The organism is Bacillus sp. LUNF1, from assembly GCF_011008975.1.
Taxonomy (GTDB): Bacteria; Bacillota; Bacilli; order Bacillales; family Bacillaceae; genus Bacillus; species Bacillus velezensis.
Genome location: NZ_CP048876.1, coordinates 1,309,640 through 1,330,721, shown reverse-complemented (window position 1 = coordinate 1,330,721; position 21,082 = coordinate 1,309,640). Strand labels below are relative to the sequence as shown.

The following is a 21,082-nucleotide window of genomic DNA, read 5'->3' as shown; positions in this document are numbered from 1 at the left end:
CGCTTAAAAGGCGGGGGTATTTAGGTTATATTCCGAGACTGTACTCCGTCTGAAAATTAACGGTTGTCAATCGTCTCCGGGTACATATCATGATTCATCATCCGATGTTCGGCCATTTTTTCATATTTTGTTCCCGGTCTGCCGTAGTTTGTATACGGGTCAATGGAGATTCCGCCTCTAGGTGTGAATTTGCCCCATACTTCAATGCAGCGGGGGTCCATTAATTCGATCAAATCATTCATGATGATGTTCATGCAGTCCTCGTGGAAGAAAAGGCAGGTCAAAGTCTTGTCCCATAAGTACTTGCTCTAGACATTAAGCATGAAGTCACACCAATTTTACACCTTACCAAACGATTGATTTTAACCTTTTTTGGGGACTATTTGTAATCTCTGCGCAGTGAAATTATACCTGTGCCAGCCCGCCATCTACGAACAATTCAACACCCGTCAAGTAACTGCTTTCGTCTGAAGCAAGGAAAGATACAGCGTTTGCTACTTCTTCAGGTGTCCCAACTTTTCCAGCTGGAACAGTATTTCTGGCATTTTCCATTGCTCCTTCAAGTGCATCACCAAAAAGCTCATCATATGCAGGTGTAAGAATAGCTCCTGGACTAACCACATTTACACGGATTTCAGTATCTTTTAGGTCAAGAATCCAGTTGCGAACTAGTGCTCTTAATGCTGCTTTAGACGCTCCATATACACTAAACGCTGGGTTGCCAATTGATCCAGCAGTAGAGCCCGTTACAATAATAGAACCTGCTTTGTCCGGGAATAGTGATAACGCTTTTTGAACAGTAAAGATGGTTCCTTTAACGTTAATGTCGAACGTTCTATCAACCTGCTCTTCAGTAATTTCACCTAATGGAAGGAAGTTGCCGATGCCTGCATTAGCAAAAAGAATGTCCAACTTACCTTTTTCCTGCTTTATCATGTCATATAGTTTGTCTAAGTCTTCAAGCTTAGAAATATCACCTTGAACACCGGTTACGTTCTTGCCAATTTGGTTAACAGCTTTATCAAGTTCGTTTTGTCTGCGTCCCGTGATATAAACATATGCACCTTCGTTTACAAATTTTTGTGCTGCAGCAAGACCAATCCCACTTGTTCCACCCGTTACAAGCGCTATTTTACCTTCAAATTTACCCATACTTAACACTCCTTTAGAATTCATTTTATTTTACGTCTAGTACCTTTAAGTACTTGAAGAACAACTTACAAGATATAGTATCCTTCAGTAAGCACACTATCGGAAGTACCCACTTTTTTGTGATATAGTAACTAAAAAGTAATAAATGTGGAATGGAGAGCTTTAGACATGAAAAAATTTAGCTGTGGGTTTGAAGTGACAAAGGAAGTGATTGGCGGAAAATGGAAAGGTCTTGTATTATACTTTTTAATGAATGGACCAAAGAGAACGAGTGAATTAAAGCGCATTATTCCAAATATAACTCAGAAAATGCTGATTCAAACACTTAGAGAGCTTGAAGCCAGTGGACTTGTGAGCAGAAAGATGTATAATCAAGTACCGCCGAAGGTTGAATATTCATCCACTGAACTTGGAGAATCTCTTAAACCTATCTTGCAGGAGCTCTGTCAATGGGGAAGCCATTATGCGGAGCAAGAGTATGCAGAAGGTGAATATGAAATTGTACGTTAGGATTGATGTAGCTGCTGGAGTAAATGCTAAACAACTTCAATACCATCGCCTAACAGATGAAGAACAGTCAGAAATAAATGAGATATTCAATTTTGAAAGTGAAGTTCTAATAAGAAGTGTCATGGACTATATTCAGGAGAACTTTGATGAAATTCAAAAAAGAGCTGTTTCAAATGTTAAAGAGAAGGTTCAGAAACTTAGCCAAAAAATAAATGAAGATATTGATAATCATATTTAATGCCTGTGATCTCTAAATAGGCATTTTTCTTTCGGATAAAAAAGAAAAGACGTACAAATTGTACGCCTTAATCTGCCTCTGTACTATCAATTTTTCACTCATAAAAGTCACAGTTCAGGTTGCACCAGGTCACACTTTTATTGAGCTTAGTGCGGGTCACACTTCGCTGTGACTCGGTCACAATTCCGCTGAAAATCAGCACTGAATGTTCGGATTTTACTGTGACTCCACTTCGTTTTCACACTCCGTATCACACAACGGAATAATTACCGATTATCAATCGTCTCCGGGTACATATCATGATTCATCATCCGATGTTCGGCCATTTTTTCATATTTTGTTCCCGGTCTGCCGTAGTTTGTATACGGGTCTATCGAGATTCCGCCTCTTGGCGTGAATTTGCCCCATACTTCAATGTAGCGGGGGTCCATTAATTCGATCAAATCATTCATGATGATGTTCATGCAGTCCTCGTGGAAATCTCCGTGGTTGCGGAAGCTGAAAAGATACAGCTTCAGCGATTTGCTTTCCACCATTTTTTCGTCCGGAATATAGCTGATGTAGATGGTTGCAAAGTCCGGCTGTCCCGTTTTGGGGCAAAGCGACGTAAATTCCGGGCAGTTGAATTTAACGAAATAATCACGGTTCACGTGTTTATTCGGAAATGATTCCAAAACCTCCGGCGCATATTCAAATAAATAGTTTGTCCCTTGATTCCCCAGGAGCGTAACTCCTTCTAATTCTGATTCTTTTCTTGTCATATAAATCTCCCTTTCTATTAAACTCCCCGTTTATTGCCCCAAAGCAATGTATGCAGCTGAGGCAGGACTCTGACGAGATTCAGATCCGAATCGGCTGAAACCTTATCAACGAGTGTTTCGTATTTTCCGAGCAGATGTGCGATCAATGCCCGGTCGTCCGTCGTATGGACGTTATCGTTTCCGACCTGAAGATAAAACGGGATATTCGGATACCGCTTGTGCACGGTTTTCGCGAATTGCAGATCTTCATCATTAAAAATGACGACCTTTAAGCTGACCGCGTTAAGCCTTTCTGCCGCATCAAGCGAAGACACAATGTGATCGAGCTTTGCAAAATCGGTTGTCATCCCCGAACTTGGCGGCTTCGGTGAAATCGTCAGGTCGTTAATCATTGTGAACCAATCCTGATAGACCGTTCCCTGCGTTTCTAAAGCGGCGCGCACCCCGTGCTCTTTCAGCAGCAGAATCAGCGCGTCAAGCTGCTTTAACAGCGCCGGGTTTCCTCCTGAGATGGTGACATGGGAAAAGGCGTCTCCGCCGATTTCTCTCAGCTCGCGGTAAATGTCTTCCGCCGTCATCCAGCGGATATCTTTTTTGGCTGAGCCGTCCCATGTAAAAGCGGAGTCGCACCAGCTGCAGGAGTAGTCGCAGCCCGCCGTGCGGACGAACATGGTTTTCTGGCCGATAACCATGCCCTCCCCTTGTATCGTCGGTCCGAAAATTTCTAATACCGGAATTCCTTTAGCCATTCCTATCACCTTTTTTCGGGCGGTATACGCAATAGCTTGTCGGGGTTTCCCTGACAAAAATCTGCACGCAGACCGGCTGATTCTCCAGTGTTTCAAGGTAGGACTGCACCTTATCGTAAATCGTTTTGGCCACGACCTCGGTCGTCGGCAGTGAATATCTGTCATCTTCAGAAAATTCGTCATGGTCATTCAGCAATGTATGATCGTAAGCGCCGTGCACCAATTTCTTCAGCACGCTGAAATTCACGAGAAAGCCTGAATCGTCCAGTTCATCCCCCGCAACTGTAATATTTACTGTATACGTGTGCCCGTGGACTCTGCTGCACGCTCCGGCGCTTTCGCGGGGAATAAAGTGCGCGGCTGAAATGTGCATATCCTTATTCAACTCAAACGAATAAGGATGCTGAACCTGCGGGTAAATTTGAGAAAGCAATTAGTTCCGCTCTCCTTTCATTTTCATATATTCATCATATCCTTTATTGCGGAGCAGGCATGCCGGGCATTCGCCGCATCCGTCTGCAATGATGCCGTTATAGCAAGTCAGTGTGTTATTCTTTACAAAATCAAGCGCGCCGAGCTCATCCGCAAGTTTCCACGTTTCTGCTTTGTTCAGCCACATAAGCGGCGTATGAATGACGAACGGCTTTTCCATCGCCAGGTTGACGGTGACGTTGCAGGATTTGACAAACTCGTCACGGCAGTCCGGGTAGCCGCTGAAATCAGTCTCGCAAACACCGGTGATAATGTGGCGCGCGCCGATTTGATATGCAAGAATCGATGCAAAGGATAAAAATACAAGGTTGCGTCCCGGTACAAAGGTTGTCGGCAGTTCCCCGTCCTTCGCTTCAATTTCGATATCATCTCTTGTCAGCGCATTCGGCGCGAGCTGATTTAAAAGAGACATATCAAGCAAGTGATTTTTGACACCGAGCTTTTCAGCAATCGATTTTGCCACATCGATTTCTTCTTGGTGACGCTGATTATAATGGAATGTAACGGTTTCCACTTCTTCAAAGTTTTGCAAAGCCCATAATAAACAAGTCGTGCTGTCTTGGCCTCCGCTGAACACCACAACTGCTTTTTCTTTTTTCATGTCTTTCTCTCCCTTATCTATCATTCCATAAAAAAAGCGCCTTTTTCGGAGAAGGCGCCCTAAAAAACATAAAAAAACCGTATCCAAGGATACAGCTCGTCCTTAGTTTTTTATAGAGGGTGTAGCTAGAACCTCTCCCGCATCAATACGGATTTTCTTCTTTTTTCACTTTTGCTATCATACCATAATGTTGTTTCCCGTGACAATAAAAAAACAGCCTGAACCCTGTGTCAGGCTGCAAAAGCGGGATTAAGCCCCGCGTTTTTTCCCGGGAAATACCATCAGCGCAATCCCGATCAGAACAAATAAAGCAGGCCAGAAAACAGAAACCGGAATGATCGGCTGATTCGTCATCATAAAAGAAAGTGCTGTCAAGGTCAGCACCGCAACCGGGATGAGCAGCGCCTTCTCTTTCCCGCCGAACAGCCACAGCTCAAATAAACCGAATGCCGTTGCAAGCAGATAAACAGGCCATGTCACACCGGAGTAGGACCAATTGGTTGCCGTTTCAAAGACAAACAAGATCCCCGTAATCAATAAGATGCCGCCCGGTACGAGAAGTCCCGCGTTTTTGACAGGTTTCGGGCCGAAAATCGGAATGTGAAAAGCGGCGCCCAGCAAAAGAATGAGAGCGGGCCAGCCGCGTTCGCTGATGACTTCATTTGCATTGGTGAATATGCCGAAAATGCCCGCGGCGCACAGAACCGCAGCAGCAGTCAAAAGCCCTCTTTGCCTTCTGCCGAACAGCCAGGCTTCAAACAGGCCGAACGCAACGGCAAAGAGGTAGACAGGCGATGTCACATTTGCGTATGTCCAATCCGTCAGCGTTTCAAACCATAACAACCCGCCCGTCACAAGCAAAATGCCGCCCGGAATAAGAAGGCCCGATCTTTTTTTCGGCTGCATAAAGGCAGCGGCGTGAAACAAAAGCGCGGCGGCGATGATCAAAAGCGGCCACAGCCCCGTCATCAGCATACCGGCAAAGCATAGAGCTCCCACGGCTGTCAGGATGAAAGCAGGAATCAATACACCTAACTTCCTCCCGCCGAAATACCACAGCTCAAACAGACCGAGAGCAGGCGCCCATATATAAACAGGCCACGTCACGCCTGAATACGTCCATCCTGTTGCGGTCTCAAAACAAAAGAGGCAGCCCAGCACAAGAAACATACCGCCCGGAACGAGCAGTCCCGCCTGGTCAGGCGTTTTTTTCGCAAAAATAAATCCGGCGTGAAACCCTGCGGACATTATAATGAAAAGAAACGGCCACGCCGAACCTGCGGATATATGTATAACTCCCGCCTTCTGCAAAAAAAACGCAATGCCGATACAAATAAAAATAAATCCCAATAATACACGTCGAGCTTTCATCTCTTACTCCTCCCCATCATTTCCCAATTCATTATACAGAAATGTCAGGAAAAAAGAAGGGGAATTCCCAAAAAATACAGACATTTTCCTTATATCCTTATTTTTCTTTCGGGATTTTTTTGCAAATCAATGCGCCGATGAAAGCGAGGCTCACATATCCAAACACCGGATAAACGGTGGAAATCAGCTGTCCGTAGCCGATTTGGCTGATAATGAAAGCAAACGCCAAAATGCCGCCGTAAATATATGTACTTCTTATATGAAGAAAACTGTTTAATTGTTTTTCCAATCCGTATAAATTGCCGATGACCGACGTAAACACTTCCCCGAAAATAATAAACAAATAAATGATATGAAGCGAACGCGAATACGAATAGACAACTTGAGCCATCGGAATGTCAAACTCCAGCACATCCGGCAGCACCGATAATGATAAAAAGCTCGCGGCAAGCACCAGTGTCAACAGAACGCCGCCTATATAAGCCCCCCTTCTGATCACCTTCTCTGAAGACATTTCGTTCGCAAGCGGCACAAGGACGGCTTGGGCGAGCGATAAATTTAACGCGCCGTAAGAGACGGCGGACAAAAGCCAATTCCACTTGTCAGGCCATACCCATTCGTCCGCGTTTCTCGTGCTTGTAAATACAAATGAATCAGCTGTCACGATAAAAGAGAAAGAAATTAAAAGCGGCACAACCAATATATTGACGCCGAACACACCTTTAACGCCGCTTGTCATGACGGCAAAGCTCAGTACGATCGTCAGAAGGATCCCCGCTTGTGCGGGCCAGCCAAGCTGTTCATGAAACAGCGCTCCCGCTCCGGACAGCATGACAGAGGTCACTCCCAGCAATATAAACATCATAAACATGTTTACGGCGCGGCCGATGGACTGGCCGAATAAATATGTGTTCAATTCCTGATAAGATGCTGCGTGAATCCGTTTGGAAATGATCATGATTTTGGCGCCTAAATATGTAAACATCAGACCGCTTAACACGATACCCAACAGACCGATCCAGCCAAACTTCAGAAAAAACTCAACGATTTCCCGTCCCGTGGCAAAACCGGCTCCTACAACCGTTCCTACGTATACAAATGCAAGCTGACTCGCAGAACCTTTTGTTTGTCCCATTTCACCCTCCGGCTAAGCGCAGATTTGTCCAGGCCTTTATATATGCTTATGAGACAAGTCGCCCGAAAAGACGAACAAATCGTCCTTCCCCGAAGAAAACAGATTCAGCTCTCTCCTCTAAGCAAAAATATTGAAAGAAAAAAAGGGCCTGCGTATACTCTTCATCAAGAAAGGTCAAAGCATTTCATTTCCTTTCTGACTATATTGGTCAAAAATAATCAAACCTTATAAATATCACTTATCATGCTGTAAACATTTGTTTTCGGGGTTTAAAACAAAACACTTGAAAGTCAAAGAAGGTCAGATTATACTATTAATCAAAGAAGGTCAAAGTTAAGACCTTATTTTCTAATCCGTTTGGTCAAAGATGATCAAACATTTTTCGAGGAGGTTTTGGCAAATGCGTTGTCAACATTGTCAGAAAAACGAGGCGACGATTCGCCTGAACATGCAAGTCAATTCCATTCAAAAACAATTCGTTTTATGTGAAACATGTTATACAGAATTAACCCGAAAACCGTCTATGAGCATGGGGCCGCAATCATTCGGATTCCCGTTTGAGCAAGGTTTCGCTCCCAATCAAAATAAACAGCAGGCCGGCCCTGAAAAAGGCCTGCTCGACGAGCTCGCTCAAAACGTCACAAACGGCGCAAAAGCAGGTCTGATTGACCCTGTGATCGGCCGCGATAATGAAGTGGCGCGCGTAATTGAAATTTTGAACCGCCGGAATAAAAACAATCCGGTGCTGATCGGTGAGCCGGGCGTCGGTAAAACGGCTATTGCAGAAGGCCTCGCGCTTAAAATCGCTGAGGGCGATGTGCCGAACAAATTGAAAAACAAAGAGCTTTACCTGCTTGACGTCGCTTCTCTCGTCGCCAATACAGGGATCAGAGGCCAGTTTGAAGAAAGAATGAAACAATTAATGAACGAATTAAAAGAACGGAAAAACGTTATCTTGTTCATTGATGAGATTCACCTTCTTGTAGGCGCCGGCTCTGCCGAGGGATCAATGGATGCCGGGAACATCCTGAAACCGGCGCTTGCCAGAGGCGAGCTGCAGGTCATCGGGGCGACAACGCTGAAAGAGTACCGCCAGATTGAAAAAGATGCGGCGCTTGAAAGACGCTTCCAGCCTGTCATGGTTCACGAGCCTACAATAGAACAAGCCATCAGCATTCTGGAAGGCATTAAAGATAAATACGAGAAATACCACGGCGTCACATTCAGCAATGAAGCGATAAACGCCTGTGTTACGCTTTCATCCCGTTACATTCAGGACCGCCACCTGCCGGATAAAGCGATCGACTTATTAGATGAAGCCGGCTCTAAGGCGAACCTGGAGCTTGATACCGTAAATGAAGAAGATGCGGCTGAGAGACTCAAAGCAATTGACGCGGAGAAAACAAAAGCGCTTCATGAAGAAAATTATGAGCTTGCCGCGAAACTGCGTGATGAAGAAGCGGCGTTGGAAAAGCAGCTGGCGCATGAAACACCGGCCTCTTCACCTGAAATCGGGGCGGAGCATATTCAAGCCATCATTGAACAGAAAACAGGCATTCCGGTCGGAAAACTCCAGGCTGATGAACAAGTCAAAATGAAGGAACTTGAAGAGCATCTTCATCAGCGCGTCATCGGTCAGGAAAAAGCCGTGAAAAAAGTGGCGAAAGCGGTCAGACGAAGCCGCGCCGGCTTAAAATCCAAAAACAGACCTGTCGGCTCCTTCCTCTTTGTCGGACCGACCGGAGTCGGAAAAACCGAGTTATCAAAGACACTCGCAGATGAACTGTTCGGTACAAAAGATTCCATTATCCGTCTCGATATGAGTGAATACATGGAAAAACACGCCGTATCAAAAATTATCGGTTCACCGCCGGGATATGTCGGACACGATGAAGCCGGGCAATTAACGGAAAAAGTGCGCCGCAATCCGTACAGCATCGTGCTGCTCGATGAGATTGAAAAAGCCCACCCTGATGTCCAGCATATGTTTCTGCAGATTATGGAGGACGGCCGTCTGACAGACAGCCAGGGCAGAACGGTCAGCTTCAAAGATACCGTTTTGATTATGACAAGCAACGCTGGAACCGGCGAAAAACAGGTGAAAGTGGGATTCCAATCTGAAGAGAGCGTCCTGGAAGAACAAACGCTGATTGATTCACTGAGCGCGTTCTTCAAACCGGAGTTTTTAAACCGGTTTGACAGCATTATTGAATTCCAATCCCTGAAAAAAGAACATCTCGTGAAAATCGTCAGCCTGCTTCTCACAGAGCTTGAAGACACATTAAAAGAGCGCGGCATCAGCCTGAACGTCACCGATGATGCGAAAGAAAAAATCGCTGAAATCGGCTACCACCCAGCTTTCGGAGCACGCCCGCTCAGAAGAACCATCCAAGAATTGATCGAGGACGAAATGACAGATCTCTTATTGGATGACAACGAAATAAAAGCCTTCCATGTCGTAATGGAAGAGGACGGCATCAAAGTCCGGGCACAATAACAAAAAAGCGGTTCCCTTCTCGCGGGGAGCCGCTTTTTTGTTTCTATCTCCATGCCGGAAGGGAGAAACTGTGAAGAATTCGGGAACAATTTCTCAATCACCCTAAAGTTCCATGCACTGCCACCGATATTAACCATAGAAAGCTAGTATAAAGGATTTGGTGAAAACTATGGATAAAACATCGATTATCGGTATCATCCTCGCCTTGATTGCTTTAAGCGTGGGCATGGTGCTGAAAGGGGTCAGCTTAAGCGCACTCGCTAACCCGGCAGCTATTCTGATTATTTTGTTCGGTACGATTTCTGCGGTGATCATCGCATTCCCCGGAAAAGAAATCAAAAAAGTGCCTGCCCTTTTTAAAGTGCTGTTTAAAGAAAACAAACAGCTGACAATTGCGCAATTAATTCCTATGTTCTCTCAATGGGCGCAAATCGCCAGACGTGAAGGTCTGCTCGCATTGGAAGCAAGCATTGAAGACGTGGATGACGCATTTTTGAAAAACGGCCTGAGCATGGCGGTTGACGGACAAAGCGCAGAATTTATCAGAGATATTATGACTGAGGAAGTTGAAGCGATGGAAGACAGACACCAGGCCGGCGCAGCCATCTTTACACAAGCCGGCACATATGCGCCGACACTCGGCGTTTTGGGTGCGGTCATCGGCCTTATCGCCGCTCTTTCCAACATGAACAATACCGAGGCGCTCGGACATGCCATCAGTGCGGCGTTTGTCGCCACCCTTCTCGGGATTTTCACAGGATATGTACTATGGCATCCCTTCGCCAACAAACTGAAACGCAAATCAAAGCAGGAAGTCAAACTGCGTGAAATCATGATCGAAGGCGTTCTGTCAGTGCTTGAAGGACAGGCCCCGAAAGTGATCGAACAAAAACTTCTCATGTATCTTCCTGCGAATGAACGCGCAAAAGTCGCTGAACAAGAAGGAGAGGCAAACAATGGCGAGAAAAAAGAAGAAGAAGCATGATGACGAGCATGTGGATGAGTCTTGGCTGATCCCGTACGCGGATTTGCTCACCCTTCTTTTGGCTCTGTTCATTGTATTGTTCGCCATGAGCTCGGTCGATGCGGCGAAATTCCAAATGCTGTCTAAATCATTTAACGCCGTGTTTACCGGAGGCACGGGTGTTCTTGAATATTCAAGCGTCACTCCTCCTGAAAACGAAAAAGACGGCGTTGATCAGTTAAAAAAAGACAAGGAAAAAGATAAAGAACAGAAAAAGAAAGAAAGAGAAGCAGCCGACCGCGAAGAACTTGAAGGCGTGCAAAAGCAAGTCAATCAATTTATAAAAAATAAAAAGCTTGAAACTCAGCTGGAAACAAAGCTGACTAAAGAAGGACTCTTAATTACCATTAAAGACAGTATCTTTTTTGATTCCGGACGGGCGGATATCCGTCAGGAAGATATTCCGCTTGCCAAGGAAATCTCGAATCTCCTTGTGCTGAATCCGCCGAGGAACATTATCATCAGCGGACATACGGACAATGTGCCGATTAAAAACTCACAATATCAATCTAACTGGCATTTAAGCGTCATGCGGGCCGTCAACTTCATGGCTATTCTCACGGAAAACCCGAAACTTGACGCAAAAGTATTCAGCGCCAAAGGTTTCGGAGAGTATAAACCGGCCGTGTCGAACAAAACCGCTGAAGGGCGCAGCAAAAACAGGCGCGTCGAGGTATTGATACAGCCTAGAAACGCCGCGACTGACCAAAATCAGTAATATAAAAAAGGAAGCCTTTCAAATGGCTTCCTTTTTTATTTCTGATGAAAATGTTTTGCGTTTAACCCCACTCTTTTCAGCATTTCCGTACACATTTCTATCTCTTCATCACTCAGCACACTGATCATTTCCTTAATTTCTTCAGCATGATCAGGGAAAATATCGTCCAAAAGACGGATTCCCTTTTCAGAAATCTGTGCGAAAGTCACTCTTCTGTCAGTCGGCGAGGCTTTTCTGATGAGAAGTTCTTTTTTCTCTAATTTGTCAACAACGTATGTAATACTTCCGCTCGCTAATAAAATTTTGTCGCCGATCTGCTGAAGCGGCTGGTTGCCTTTGTGGTACAGCAGCTCAAGCACCGCAAATTCCGTCGGGTTCAGACCGTGCTTATGAATATGTTTATTCATATGGTCGTTAATAGATCGGTACGCACGTGACAGTACAATAAATAATTTCAATGAGTTTTCTGTTTTATCCGTCATACATTCAATCATCCTTTTACAAAAGAAACCGTTACAGAGAAACATTAATAAACAAAATGAAAAATGTCAACAAAAATGTTTCCAAAATTTCTCTTCTTTTTGTCTGACCTTAATAAAATAATTTGTTTTTCTATCATTTTGGTTATTTTTTCTTATTAAAGAAGTATAAAGATGATATAATACCTCTATTCAAGTGTAATGTTGGAGCGATGCAGAGTGAATACATTTAAAGGTGCCCGGGGAAAGATCAAGCTTTATCTCATATTGGTGATCATCCCGGCACTTATTATCAGCTTTTTCATTTATGAAAAAGAAAAGCAGAAAATAGCCGATAAACACATACAGGAAGCCAGTATGATGCTCAACCTTCACCGCAATAAGCTCAATTATTTAATCGGTGAAACAAAAGCCCGGATGACAACACTTGCGATCGCTGTCGATAAGCCTGTCAATGAAGAAAAGATCATTGACATTCTCGATCAGGCTTTTGAGGATGAACCCAGATTCAGCGGACTGTATATGCTGAATTCCAAAGGTGATGTCATCGCAAGCACGACTGATCTGAAATCAAAGGTGAATTTGGCCGACAGACCGTATTTTACGAAGGCGAAAAAGACGAAAAAAACGGTCATCACAAATGACTACTCCAGCAGAATTACAGGCCAGCGCATCTTCACGATCTGCGTGCCGGTGTTAGACGCAAAACGGGAAGTCACGGATTATTTAGTAGCCGCCATACAAGTCGATTATTTGAGAAATATGATCAATATGCTGAGCCCTGACGTTTATGTCAAGGCAACCAATCAGAATAAAGTGATATTTGCCAGCGGACGGGCTGATCAATCAGAAGGTGTGAAACCGGTCAGCGGCTATCTGGATGATATTAATTGGAATATCAATGTTTATCCGAAACCGGTTGAGCTGAATGAGCTGACCAAAAGCGTGCTGCTGCCGATGTCCAGTATTGCCGTGCTGCTGAATATTCTGTTCATTCTCGTTCAATATTATCTGCTTAAGCGCAAGACCCAGCTGGAGCGCGCTCAAAATGAAGCGCAGAAATTGGAGCTGATCGGAACGCTTGCCGCCAGCACCGCCCATGAAATCCGCAACCCGCTTACAGGGATCAGCGGCTTCATTCAGCTTTTGCAGAAAAAATACAAATCGGAGGAAGATCAGCTGTATTTCTCAATTATTGAGCAGGAGATTAAACGGATCAATCAGATTGTCAGTGAGTTTTTAGTGCTTGGAAAACCCACTGCTGAACGGTTGGAAGTGAACTCGCTGCAGGATATTCTTGATGAGATTATGCCGATTATTTATTCTGAAGGGAATCTGTATAATGTGGAAGTGAATGTGGAGATTCTCGTCAATCGGCCGCTCAAGGTCAACTGCACGAAAGACCATATTAAACAGGTGATTTTAAATGTCGCGAAAAACGCTTTGGAATCCATGCAGGAAGGCGGCCGGCTGTCCATCTATTTAGAAGCCCGCGATCATAAAGCAGTCATTAAGGTGGCCGACAACGGAATGGGCATTTCTGAAGATATGCTTGAACACATTTTTCTTCCGTTTGTAACGTCAAAGGAAAAAGGCACCGGCCTCGGCCTTGTCGTATGTAAACGAATCATGCTGATGTACGGCGGTTCAATTGACATTCAAAGCGAAGTCGATAAGGGCACAGAGGTCACCATTACCCTCCCTGCCGCTTCTCGATGAAAAAAACACCCTGGATCGGGGTGTTTTTCATTTAAAGAAGAATATGTGTAAGAGGATATACCAGAGGAACGGCATCATGGCCGGCAGATAGTACGAGGCGCTTCGTGAGCCGTGCCAGCGGAAAAATGTGCTGACTGTACGCGGTCATCTTTCGGATGCGGCGCTTGATCAGGAAGCGCATTCAGTCTTCGTTATCTGTTTTATCATCAATCATTTGTTTGCTTCATATGCAGGCATGACGTCACCGCGGGAGAACAAGCCTATTTTCTTCACAAGGCCCTGTATTCCTTGGTGATGTGTGCGATCACGGTTTACCAGCTGCTGATACGCATTCATCAGACAGTCCAGTTCCTGGCTGTGCCTGATCGTGTCATATCCTGTAAACCCTTGCCTGTTAGCCGCATCTATCATCATTTTTCTTTTTTTATCAATAGATACAAGCAATTTTTCTTGTTCAGAATAACTGCCCATTCACTTCACCCCTCACCGCTAAAAGAATAGGAAACAAGTTTGATTGGGTTATTGAGCATTATTACAGATTATACTTTATTTGTAAACATTTTTTTACTAAATAACTTATTTTTTCATTTCGTATTGGAATCTTTGCATGAATACGAGAATAATACCCATTCGGGTAATGATATAAACAGAATGCGGCATATTCAAGATTTAAAAAACAGCCACAGCTGACTTTACATTACAATAAAAAACCTCTCATGCCGGCGGGGGCATGAGAGGTTCGGACGTCTATCAGTTTTGCACACTTTCATTCTCGTAAATCGGCACCCAGCCCTCAGTCGTCACGAAGATTCGGATTGCGACGACCCGGCGGTCTTCCTGAAGCGTAAAGTAGTGGCGGATGTTCTCCGGAACTGAAATCAAATCTCCCGGATTTAAACGAACGTCGAAAAATGTGCCGTCTTTGCCTTGAATGACGAAGATGCCGTGTCCGCTGACGATAAAGCGGACTTCATCATCCGTGTGGTGATGTTCTCTTTGGAAATTTTTTAATAATTCATCAAGATTCGGCGTGGTATCTGATAAAGAAATGACATCCTGAGACTGATATCCGCGCCGGGCTGAAATGTCCTGAATCTCCGTGTCAAACGCCGCGAGAATCCGTTCTTTTTCATCTTCGGTTAGATCGAATTTTTCCGAAAGCCCAGACGGAAGTTTTTCAATGTTCCACTGCTCATAGATCACCTCTTGTTCGTCTAAGAAGCGCGCTACTTCTTCCTGTTTTTCAATGAGCGTATTCTTTTCGTCATGAATTCTGATGGTCGCCATTTTCTATTCCTCCTTTTATTTTACCAGCTGCGGACGAAGTGACAGAAGCTTGAGGTGACAGCTGAATAAAAATTCATAGGCTTCCAGCACCCTTTTCGCTTCAAATGCGGTCCGCCCCCATGCCGTAATGCCGTGATTGCGGATTAACACCGCGCCTGCGCCGGCGTCCGCATGGTGTGCGAAGTTTTCGGCCAATGCCGGGATGTGCGCCGGATTGTCAATGATCGGAACGGTCACGGACGCGTTTTCCTCCCATAATCCGAGCGCCTTAATCATCTCCTGCCCCTGAAAAGTGATTTGTTTTTCATCCCCGTAAAGCTCTGAGATGACATTATTATTGACGGTATGGACATGCAGACAGCAGCCGGCGTCTGTCTTTTGGTATAAGTAAGTATGGAGAAGCGTTTCCGCTGAGGGTTTTAAAGAATGGCCGGTCTCAGCGGGCTTCCCGTTCTTATCGATTAAGAGAAAATCTTCGTCTGTTTCTTTTCGTTTGTCTTTTCCGCTCGCCGTAACGAGAAAAGTCAGCGGCCCGTCGGATACTTTGATGGAAAGATTCCCGCTCGTTGCCGGGAACCAGTCTCTTTCGGCCAGTTCGCGTTTTACCTCGGCAAGTTCGCGCCAGCGTTCTTCTTTTGCAGCCATGCCTGCACCTCCCCGATGTTTTCAATGCCTGTTTTCACCTCATGAAAATCTTGAAAAGGCAGATGCCGGAGGCCGAGTTCTTTGCATTCAGTCAAAAGATAATCTCTCGCAAAGCACATATCCGATAACTTTGCAGCCTCGACATCCGTGACCGAATCACCGATCATAACGAGAAATTTCTGCTGATCGGATAGCTTACGGATGACTGACGGTTTGCAGCAGCCGCATTGATTGGTACATTCTCCGTCACAGGCGTGCGGCCAGTCTATATGAATATATTCATTGTCAAAGGATGCATGATTGCAGAAAATCCGCTCCTTTTCTACGATCCCTTCCAAAAGCGGATGCACAAAAAAGTCCATTCCCCCGCTTACGATATAAAACGGGAGGCCGTTTGACCGGACAAACGAGACAAAATCCAAAAAGCCGTCCCGTATTTTCGCATCCTTCAGGATAAAACCGGTCAGTTCTTCTTTTAAGCTGCTCGGCAGCAGTCCGAACATCCGTCCGACTCCTTCTTGGATTGATATGCTTTTAGACAGAACACCGTCTTTTATTTCAAGCCACTCAGGAGGCGCGAATTCTTTCATCATGCTGACAATGTTGTCGTTCATGGTGACCGTTCCGTCGAAATCACAAATAATCAGCGGTGTGCGGGTCATACGGCTTCCACCCTTCCCCATTTGTCTAACGCGAGCTGAAGATCTTTGCACGACGCGGCTTTTTCTTCAATCGGCTGTGCTTCAAGCACCGCATCAATGACGGCGCGGAACGCTTTTCCGCCGCCCTCGGCTCCTTTCGGATGGCCGTGAATGCCTCCGCCGGCATTGATGATGTAATCGATGCCGAAATCGCGCATCAATAATGGCACCATACCGGGGTGAATGCCTGCTGACGGGACGGCAAACGACGGATGAAAGACATCGTCTTTTACACATTCATCATGGATTGCAAGTGCGGACTCCTTCGGAAGAGCAACGGATCCGTAAGGTGACGGAAATAAACTGAAATCAGCGCCGCAATAGCGGTTCAGCTTGCCGAGCAAAAGCGCATGCGACAAGCCGTAAACGGGAGATGATGTGAACGCGCCGCTGACTGCCGGATGCGCCATGATCGGAAGCGGGATTTCCCTGTCTTCAGCAAGGCTCTGCATCACATCTAAACCGTAAGCGAACACATTCAATAAAAGCGCGTCCGCCCCGAGTTCTGCCGCGCGCCTCGCTTTATCCCGCAATTCAGCGGTCCTTCCCGTAAGGTTTACGGCATACAGCGTTTTATGCCCCGTCTCCTCCCGGGTTTCCTTCAGGACTTGTTTTCCTTCGATAATGCGGGTTTCAAACGGAGCCAGTTCATTTTCAAAGAAAATTTCGTCATCTTTAATCAGATCCACGCCGCCGAGCGCCTGCTGTCTGAGCTGATCTTTAATGTCGGCGAGATCCCGTCCGATCACGCCTTTAAATATGCTCATCAGAAGCGGTCTTTCAAATTCGCCCAGCAGTTTGCGGATGCCGTATATACCGAATTTCGGCCCGGGAAGGGAGCGTTTAAACCCTTCGGAAAATTCAAGATCAGTCAATTTTATTTTTCCGTCCAGTGACAGCTTTCCGAATACCGTCGTCAGGACGGCCGGGATATCTCTTGAAAAGTTCGCCTCGGGATAGGCGATGGTGATGACGGATTGTGTTTCGTTTTCTGAGGTTCCTTCTTTCTCCTCAACTTTTACGACCCGCCCTTTATGTTTTCTGAGCTGTTCCTGCTTCACCAGGGGCAGTTCAGTCCAGGAGCCTACCGTCAGCCCCGCCGCAATCTGTTCCGCCCGCTTTTCACTGTCCGTTGTGTCTGTCAGAAGATATGTTGCCAATACTTCGCTCATGCGTGAACGCCTCTCTTTCTTTCGCAAAACATAAAAAAACCTCTTCCGTATGAGCAGAAAGAGGCTTCGTGTTATGTCCGAATCTTATCTCTCAGCTCCTGCTGCAAGAATTAGCACCGTGCTTTATCAGTCGGTTGCCGGGCTTCATCGGGCTCGTCCCTCTGCCTGCTCTTGATAAGAATAATGATTTTATAAAGTATTTTGAATTATCGCATTGTTATCCTGATATGTCAATGCTTTTTCGGGTGAAAAGATTCAGTTTCCCGATCCGTTCCGCAGCTTCTTTAAGTCTTTCTTCACTTGTCAGAAGACCGACTCTTATATAGCCTTCCCCCCATTTTCCGAACCCGTTTCCCGCAGCGACCGCGACATCCGCTTTCTCGAGCAGCAGGTCTGAAAACGACTGTGACGTATAACCGTCAGGCACAGGGAGCCATGCAAAAAAGGAGCCCGCCGGAGCCGTCACATCCCAGCCGATATCGCGGCAGGCTTCAATCCATGCATTACGTCTCGATTCATATCTGTCATTTTGCGCTGCGACGCATGCCTGATCCGCTAAAAGAGCGGCTGCCGCCGCCTGCTGCGCCGCGGGAAACAGGCTGACAAACATATGATCCTGATAAAGGTTGATCGCTTCGATGACAGAAGCGTTTCCGACGGCAAATCCGACCCGCCAGCCCGCCATATTATACGTTTTGGACAAGGTATAGATTTCGATTCCCGTCTCTTTTGCGCCTTCGGTCTGCAAAAAGCTCAGCGGTTTATGCCCGTCAAAGCCGACGGCTCCGTACGCGAAATCATGAACGACACAAATGCCGTTTTGTTCCGCAAAACCGACCGTCTCCTCGAAAAACGCCTCTGTTGCCACAGCGCCGGTCGGATTATTCGGATAATTGAGATACAGCAGCTTCGCCTCGCTCCGCACCTTTTCAGGAATTACGCTGTAATCAGGGAGAAACCCTCTTTCTTCTGTCAGCGGCATCATTTCCATTTTCGCTTTCGCAAGGGCGACGCCTGACCAGTAATCAGGATATCCGGGATCAGGCACCAGAATGGTATCTCCCGGGTTTAAAAGACATTGCGGAAGCTCAACAAGTCCCGCCTTGCCTCCGAACAGCACGGCGACTTCCGTTTCCGGATCAAGCGTGACCCCGTACTCCCTTTCATAAAATGCAGCGGCTGCTTTTTTGAAGCTGTAAGCGCCCCGGAATGATGAGTATTTATGATTTTCCGGCCTTTCGACGGCGCGCTTCATTTCTTCAACGATATGCTGAGGCGTCGGCTGATCAGGGTTTCCCTGCCCTAAATTGATGACATCTCTGCCTTCTTTCAGCTTTTGATTCACTTTTTGCACCAATGATGCGAAAAATTGTTCCGGCAGCTGTTTGAGTACATCTGAGATTTCAAAGTTCATATTTTCACCTTCTAAAAATGTCTTGAAATGATAGTCCATCATCATATATGGTTAAATAAAAAAAGTAAAGAGAAACTTGAGGTGTTAAAAAATGAAATGGACCGTTTCCTGTTTGCAATTTGATATTTCATACGGAAATCCTTCAGAAAACTTTAAAAAAGCAGAATCTTTGATTAAGCAAGAAAGCCGCCATGCGGATGTAATCGTGCTTCCTGAGTTGTGGACGACCGGCTATGATCTCACACGGCTAGACCAGCTGGCGGATGAAAACGGCAAAGTTTCGGAACAATGGCTTAAAGAAACGGCAAAAACATACAACGTACACCTCGTTGCCGGATCTTTTGCGGTTAAAGAAGGCGAAAATGTCTATAACACCATGTACATCGCCGATAACAGCGGACAGATCGTGAAGCGGTATCAGAAAGCCCATCTGTTTCAGCTGATGGATGAACACCTTTACTTGGCAGCAGGAAACAGCGACGGTTCCTTTGAGCTTGACGGTGTCAAGTGCGCCGGGCTGATCTGCTATGATATCCGTTTCCCCGAATGGATCAGAAAGCATACGTCCCAGGGCGCGAATGTCCTGTTTATCTCTGCGGAATGGCCTCTGCCCCGCCTTGATCATTGGCGAAGCCTGCTTATCGCCAGAGCAATTGAAAACCAATGTTTTGTCGCAGCCTCTAACTGCACGGGGTCCAATCCCGATAATGAATTTGCCGGCCACAGCCTGATTATTGACCCGTGGGGCCGGATTTTAGCCGAAGGAGACCGGACGGAAGGCGCAGTCCGGGCGGAAATCGATGTGTCAGAAAGCGCGGACGTGCGGGGAACTATTCCGGTTTTCCAAGACTTGCGGCGTGATTTATATTAATTTCCAAAAAAATGTTGACAAGAATATCCGGCACCTGCTAATATTTTCATCAACTGATTAATCCGAATTGTGATACAAATCAATATATTTTTCTCTTATCGAGAGTTGGGCGAGGGATTGGCCTTTTGACCCCAACAGCAACCGACCGTAATTCCATTGTGAAATGGGGCGCGTGATTTTTGCGCCGAGACGATTGTCTCATAAGGCACGGTGCTAATTCCATCAGATGTTATCTGAGAGATAAGAGGCGGACTGCACTGTTTCAGCCTCCTTCTCTTTCAGAGAAGGAGGCTTTTTTTCGGGCGTATTCTCCGTCACGATCTCTTACTGCCACTACATAATTGGAGGGTAAATCCATGTCAGCAACTAAAACAAGTCTTTATGAACAATTAACAGAAAGCTCCGCCGCCGCGTTAGCCGTCAAGCTCGGCTTATTCCAAAGCAAAAGCACTCTGACATGCCGTGAAATCGGCGACGGCAATTTAAATTACGTCTTTCATGTTTACGATAAAGAAAACAAAAAAGGACTGATTATTAAACAGGCAATCCCTTACGCGAAAGTCGTCGGTGAAAGCTGGCCGCTTACCATTGACCGGGCGAGAATCGAAAGCAGCGCCCTCATCCGCCAGGGCGAACACGTGCCGCACCTCGTTCCGGCCGTTTACTATTCCGATACTGAGATGGCCGTCACGGTAATGGAAGACCTCTCCCATTTGCGGATTTCAAGAAAAGGGCTGCTGGAAGGGCAGCATTATCCGAACTTATCGGTTCATATCGGTGAATTTTTAGGGAAAACGCTTTTTTACTCATCCGATTATGCGCTTGATGCGAAAGTAAAGCAGCAGCTCGCAAAGCAGTTTACAAATCCTGAGCTTTGCAATATTACAGAAAGGCTTGTGTTTACAGAACCGTTTCTCGACCATGAGACAAACGATTTTGAAGAGGAGCTGCGCCCATACGCAGAAAAAGTTTGGAACAATTCCCGGCTGAAAGAAGGCGCTGACGAATTGAAAGCCATCTTTCTGAATTCCGCGGAAACATTGGTTCACGGCGATCTGCACACGGGAAGCATCTTCGCAGATGAACATGAAACAAAGGTGATTGATCCCGAGTTTGCTTTCTTCGGACCGATCGGGTTTGACATCGGCCAATTTATCGCCAATCTGCTCTTAAACGCCCTCAGCCGCGACGGTGACGACAGACAGCCGTTATATGACCATACTGCCGCCGTATGGGATACATTTGTGAAAACATTCAGTGAAGCATGGGAGAAAGACTGCCTGCCTTCCCGCAGACACCTGCTGGAAGACACACTGAAAAACGCGTTTGAGGAAGCGGTCGGTTTTGCGGGATGCGAATTGATCCGGCGCACGATCGGACTCGCCCACGTGGCTGACTTAGATGAAATCACTCCGTTTGACAAACGAATCGAACGGAAGAAGCTGGCGCTTGACATCGGCGCCTATTATATCGAAAACAGAAAAAAACTGAAGCATATCACCGAGGTTCTGGACCAATTTAAGCTCCGTGTAAAGGAATGATGCAG

22 protein-coding genes, 1 pseudogene and 3 riboswitches are annotated in these 21,082 nt (G+C 46.0%); of the genes and pseudogenes, 8 read left to right on the top strand and 15 right to left on the bottom strand.

The genetic code is table 11. The features are described from left to right. Positions 1 to 56: 56 nt before the first annotated feature. Positions 57 to 269 (bottom strand): annotated as a pseudogene (locus G4O42_RS06915) (7-cyano-7-deazaguanine reductase); the annotation flags it as partial. Positions 270 to 405: 136 nt separating this feature from the next. Next, a complete protein-coding gene (locus tag G4O42_RS06910) occupies positions 406 to 1,152 on the bottom strand; it encodes an SDR family NAD(P)-dependent oxidoreductase (RefSeq protein ID WP_032874711.1) in 747 nt (248 codons plus the stop codon). Between the two features lie 168 nt (positions 1,153 to 1,320). Here G4O42_RS06910 and G4O42_RS06905 point away from each other — a divergent pair, with 168 nt between their 5' ends. Together G4O42_RS06905 and G4O42_RS06900 are read left to right on the top strand one after the other, a co-directional pair. Next, positions 1,321 to 1,662 carry a winged helix-turn-helix transcriptional regulator gene (locus G4O42_RS06905; RefSeq protein WP_007611023.1) on the top strand — a complete coding sequence of 114 codons (342 nt, stop codon included), beginning with the start codon at positions 1,321 to 1,323 and terminating at the stop codon, positions 1,660 to 1,662. After that, positions 1,646 to 1,900 (top strand): hypothetical protein, encoded by a 255-nt coding sequence (locus G4O42_RS06900; protein WP_032874710.1) that lies wholly within the window; start codon positions 1,646 to 1,648, stop codon positions 1,898 to 1,900. The genes G4O42_RS06905 and G4O42_RS06900 overlap by 17 nt, the downstream gene beginning before the upstream one ends. A gap of 266 nt (positions 1,901 to 2,166) precedes the next feature. Here G4O42_RS06900 and queF read toward each other — a convergent pair whose 3' ends face one another. From queF to G4O42_RS06870, 6 genes are all read right to left on the bottom strand, one after another. Continuing rightward, positions 2,167 to 2,661: a preQ(1) synthase gene (queF, locus tag G4O42_RS06895; RefSeq protein WP_003154673.1), complete on the bottom strand. Its 495-nt coding sequence runs from the start codon at positions 2,659 to 2,661 to the stop codon at positions 2,167 to 2,169. 17 nt (positions 2,662 to 2,678) lie between these two features. Then, on the bottom strand, positions 2,679 to 3,410 hold the full coding sequence (queE, locus tag G4O42_RS06890) for a 7-carboxy-7-deazaguanine synthase QueE (protein ID WP_003154676.1): 732 nt from the start codon (positions 3,408 to 3,410) through the stop codon (positions 2,679 to 2,681). Beyond that, positions 3,403 to 3,843, bottom strand: a complete 441-nt coding sequence (queD, locus tag G4O42_RS06885) for a 6-carboxytetrahydropterin synthase QueD (RefSeq protein ID WP_007611020.1) — start codon at positions 3,841 to 3,843, stop codon at positions 3,403 to 3,405. Before queD ends, queE begins: the two co-directional genes overlap by 8 nt. Next, a complete protein-coding gene (queC, locus tag G4O42_RS06880; protein ID WP_003154679.1) occupies positions 3,844 to 4,503 on the bottom strand; it encodes a 7-cyano-7-deazaguanine synthase QueC in 660 nt (219 codons plus the stop codon). It lies immediately after the preceding gene. A gap of 96 nt (positions 4,504 to 4,599) precedes the next feature. Then, a riboswitch (PreQ1 riboswitch) is annotated at positions 4,600 to 4,644 on the bottom strand. A gap of 108 nt (positions 4,645 to 4,752) precedes the next feature. Then, positions 4,753 to 5,874: a hypothetical protein gene (locus tag G4O42_RS06875; RefSeq protein WP_032874709.1), complete on the bottom strand. Its 1,122-nt coding sequence runs from the start codon at positions 5,872 to 5,874 to the stop codon at positions 4,753 to 4,755. Between the two features lie 97 nt (positions 5,875 to 5,971). Continuing rightward, positions 5,972 to 7,009 carry a YkvI family membrane protein gene (locus G4O42_RS06870; RefSeq protein WP_032874708.1) on the bottom strand — a complete coding sequence of 346 codons (1,038 nt, stop codon included), beginning with the start codon at positions 7,007 to 7,009 and terminating at the stop codon, positions 5,972 to 5,974. Between the two features lie 400 nt (positions 7,010 to 7,409). Between G4O42_RS06870 and clpE the strand changes: the two genes are divergently transcribed. The 3 genes from clpE (at position 7,410) to motB (ending at position 11,248) form a co-directional block, all read left to right on the top strand. Then, the gene (clpE, locus tag G4O42_RS06865) at positions 7,410 to 9,506 is read left to right on the top strand and encodes an ATP-dependent protease ATP-binding subunit ClpE (protein WP_032874707.1); all 2,097 of its coding nucleotides are present in this window, start codon (positions 7,410 to 7,412) and stop codon (positions 9,504 to 9,506) included. A gap of 169 nt (positions 9,507 to 9,675) precedes the next feature. After that, complete coding sequence (motA, locus tag G4O42_RS06860; protein WP_007408461.1) at positions 9,676 to 10,491, top strand: flagellar motor stator protein MotA; 816 nt, start codon at positions 9,676 to 9,678, stop codon at positions 10,489 to 10,491. Continuing rightward, on the top strand, positions 10,463 to 11,248 hold the full coding sequence (gene motB / locus G4O42_RS06855; protein WP_003154685.1) for a flagellar motor protein MotB: 786 nt from the start codon (positions 10,463 to 10,465) through the stop codon (positions 11,246 to 11,248). The genes motA and motB overlap by 29 nt, the downstream gene beginning before the upstream one ends. Before the next feature lie 35 nt (positions 11,249 to 11,283). Here motB and mhqR read toward each other — a convergent pair whose 3' ends face one another. Next, positions 11,284 to 11,730: a MarR family transcriptional regulator MhqR gene (mhqR, locus tag G4O42_RS06850; RefSeq protein ID WP_003154686.1), complete on the bottom strand. Its 447-nt coding sequence runs from the start codon at positions 11,728 to 11,730 to the stop codon at positions 11,284 to 11,286. A gap of 198 nt (positions 11,731 to 11,928) precedes the next feature. Between mhqR and G4O42_RS06845 the strand changes: the two genes are divergently transcribed. Then, positions 11,929 to 13,446 (top strand): sporulation kinase KinD, encoded by a 1,518-nt coding sequence (locus G4O42_RS06845; RefSeq protein ID WP_046559543.1) that lies wholly within the window; start codon positions 11,929 to 11,931, stop codon positions 13,444 to 13,446. 210 nt (positions 13,447 to 13,656) lie between these two features. Here G4O42_RS06845 and spo0E read toward each other — a convergent pair whose 3' ends face one another. The 6 genes from spo0E to G4O42_RS06815 all read right to left on the bottom strand — a co-directional run bounded on the left by spo0E (position 13,657) and on the right by G4O42_RS06815 (position 18,665). Further along, complete coding sequence (gene spo0E, locus G4O42_RS06840; RefSeq protein WP_003154690.1) at positions 13,657 to 13,917, bottom strand: aspartyl-phosphate phosphatase Spo0E; 261 nt, start codon at positions 13,915 to 13,917, stop codon at positions 13,657 to 13,659. A gap of 279 nt (positions 13,918 to 14,196) precedes the next feature. Next, positions 14,197 to 14,733: a 1,2-dihydroxy-3-keto-5-methylthiopentene dioxygenase gene (locus G4O42_RS06835; protein WP_032874705.1), complete on the bottom strand. Its 537-nt coding sequence runs from the start codon at positions 14,731 to 14,733 to the stop codon at positions 14,197 to 14,199. Positions 14,734 to 14,748: 15 nt separating this feature from the next. Next, positions 14,749 to 15,378 carry a methylthioribulose 1-phosphate dehydratase gene (locus tag G4O42_RS06830; protein ID WP_032874703.1) on the bottom strand — a complete coding sequence of 210 codons (630 nt, stop codon included), beginning with the start codon at positions 15,376 to 15,378 and terminating at the stop codon, positions 14,749 to 14,751. Next, positions 15,336 to 16,040, bottom strand: coding sequence for a 2-hydroxy-3-keto-5-methylthiopentenyl-1-phosphate phosphatase (gene mtnX / locus G4O42_RS06825; protein ID WP_032874701.1), 705 nt, complete (start codon positions 16,038 to 16,040; stop codon positions 15,336 to 15,338). The genes G4O42_RS06830 and mtnX overlap by 43 nt, the downstream gene beginning before the upstream one ends. Further along, entirely contained in the window at positions 16,037 to 17,251 is a 1,215-nt protein-coding gene (mtnW, locus tag G4O42_RS06820; protein ID WP_032874699.1) for a 2,3-diketo-5-methylthiopentyl-1-phosphate enolase, read from the bottom strand. The genes mtnX and mtnW overlap by 4 nt, the downstream gene beginning before the upstream one ends. An 81-nt stretch (positions 17,252 to 17,332) precedes the next feature. Further along, a riboswitch (SAM riboswitch) is annotated at positions 17,333 to 17,432 on the bottom strand. A 36-nt stretch (positions 17,433 to 17,468) separates the two neighbouring features. Next, positions 17,469 to 18,665: a pyridoxal phosphate-dependent aminotransferase gene (locus G4O42_RS06815; RefSeq protein ID WP_014417575.1), complete on the bottom strand. Its 1,197-nt coding sequence runs from the start codon at positions 18,663 to 18,665 to the stop codon at positions 17,469 to 17,471. A 91-nt stretch (positions 18,666 to 18,756) separates the two neighbouring features. Here G4O42_RS06815 and G4O42_RS06810 point away from each other — a divergent pair, with 91 nt between their 5' ends. Together G4O42_RS06810 and mtnK are read left to right on the top strand one after the other, a co-directional pair. Then, positions 18,757 to 19,536 carry a carbon-nitrogen family hydrolase gene (locus G4O42_RS06810; RefSeq protein ID WP_032874697.1) on the top strand — a complete coding sequence of 260 codons (780 nt, stop codon included), beginning with the start codon at positions 18,757 to 18,759 and terminating at the stop codon, positions 19,534 to 19,536. 92 nt (positions 19,537 to 19,628) lie between these two features. After that, positions 19,629 to 19,783, top strand: a riboswitch (SAM riboswitch). 109 nt (positions 19,784 to 19,892) lie between these two features. Continuing rightward, complete coding sequence (mtnK, locus tag G4O42_RS06805) at positions 19,893 to 21,077, top strand: S-methyl-5-thioribose kinase (protein WP_014417574.1); 1,185 nt, start codon at positions 19,893 to 19,895, stop codon at positions 21,075 to 21,077. Positions 21,078 to 21,082: the final 5 nt, after the last annotated feature.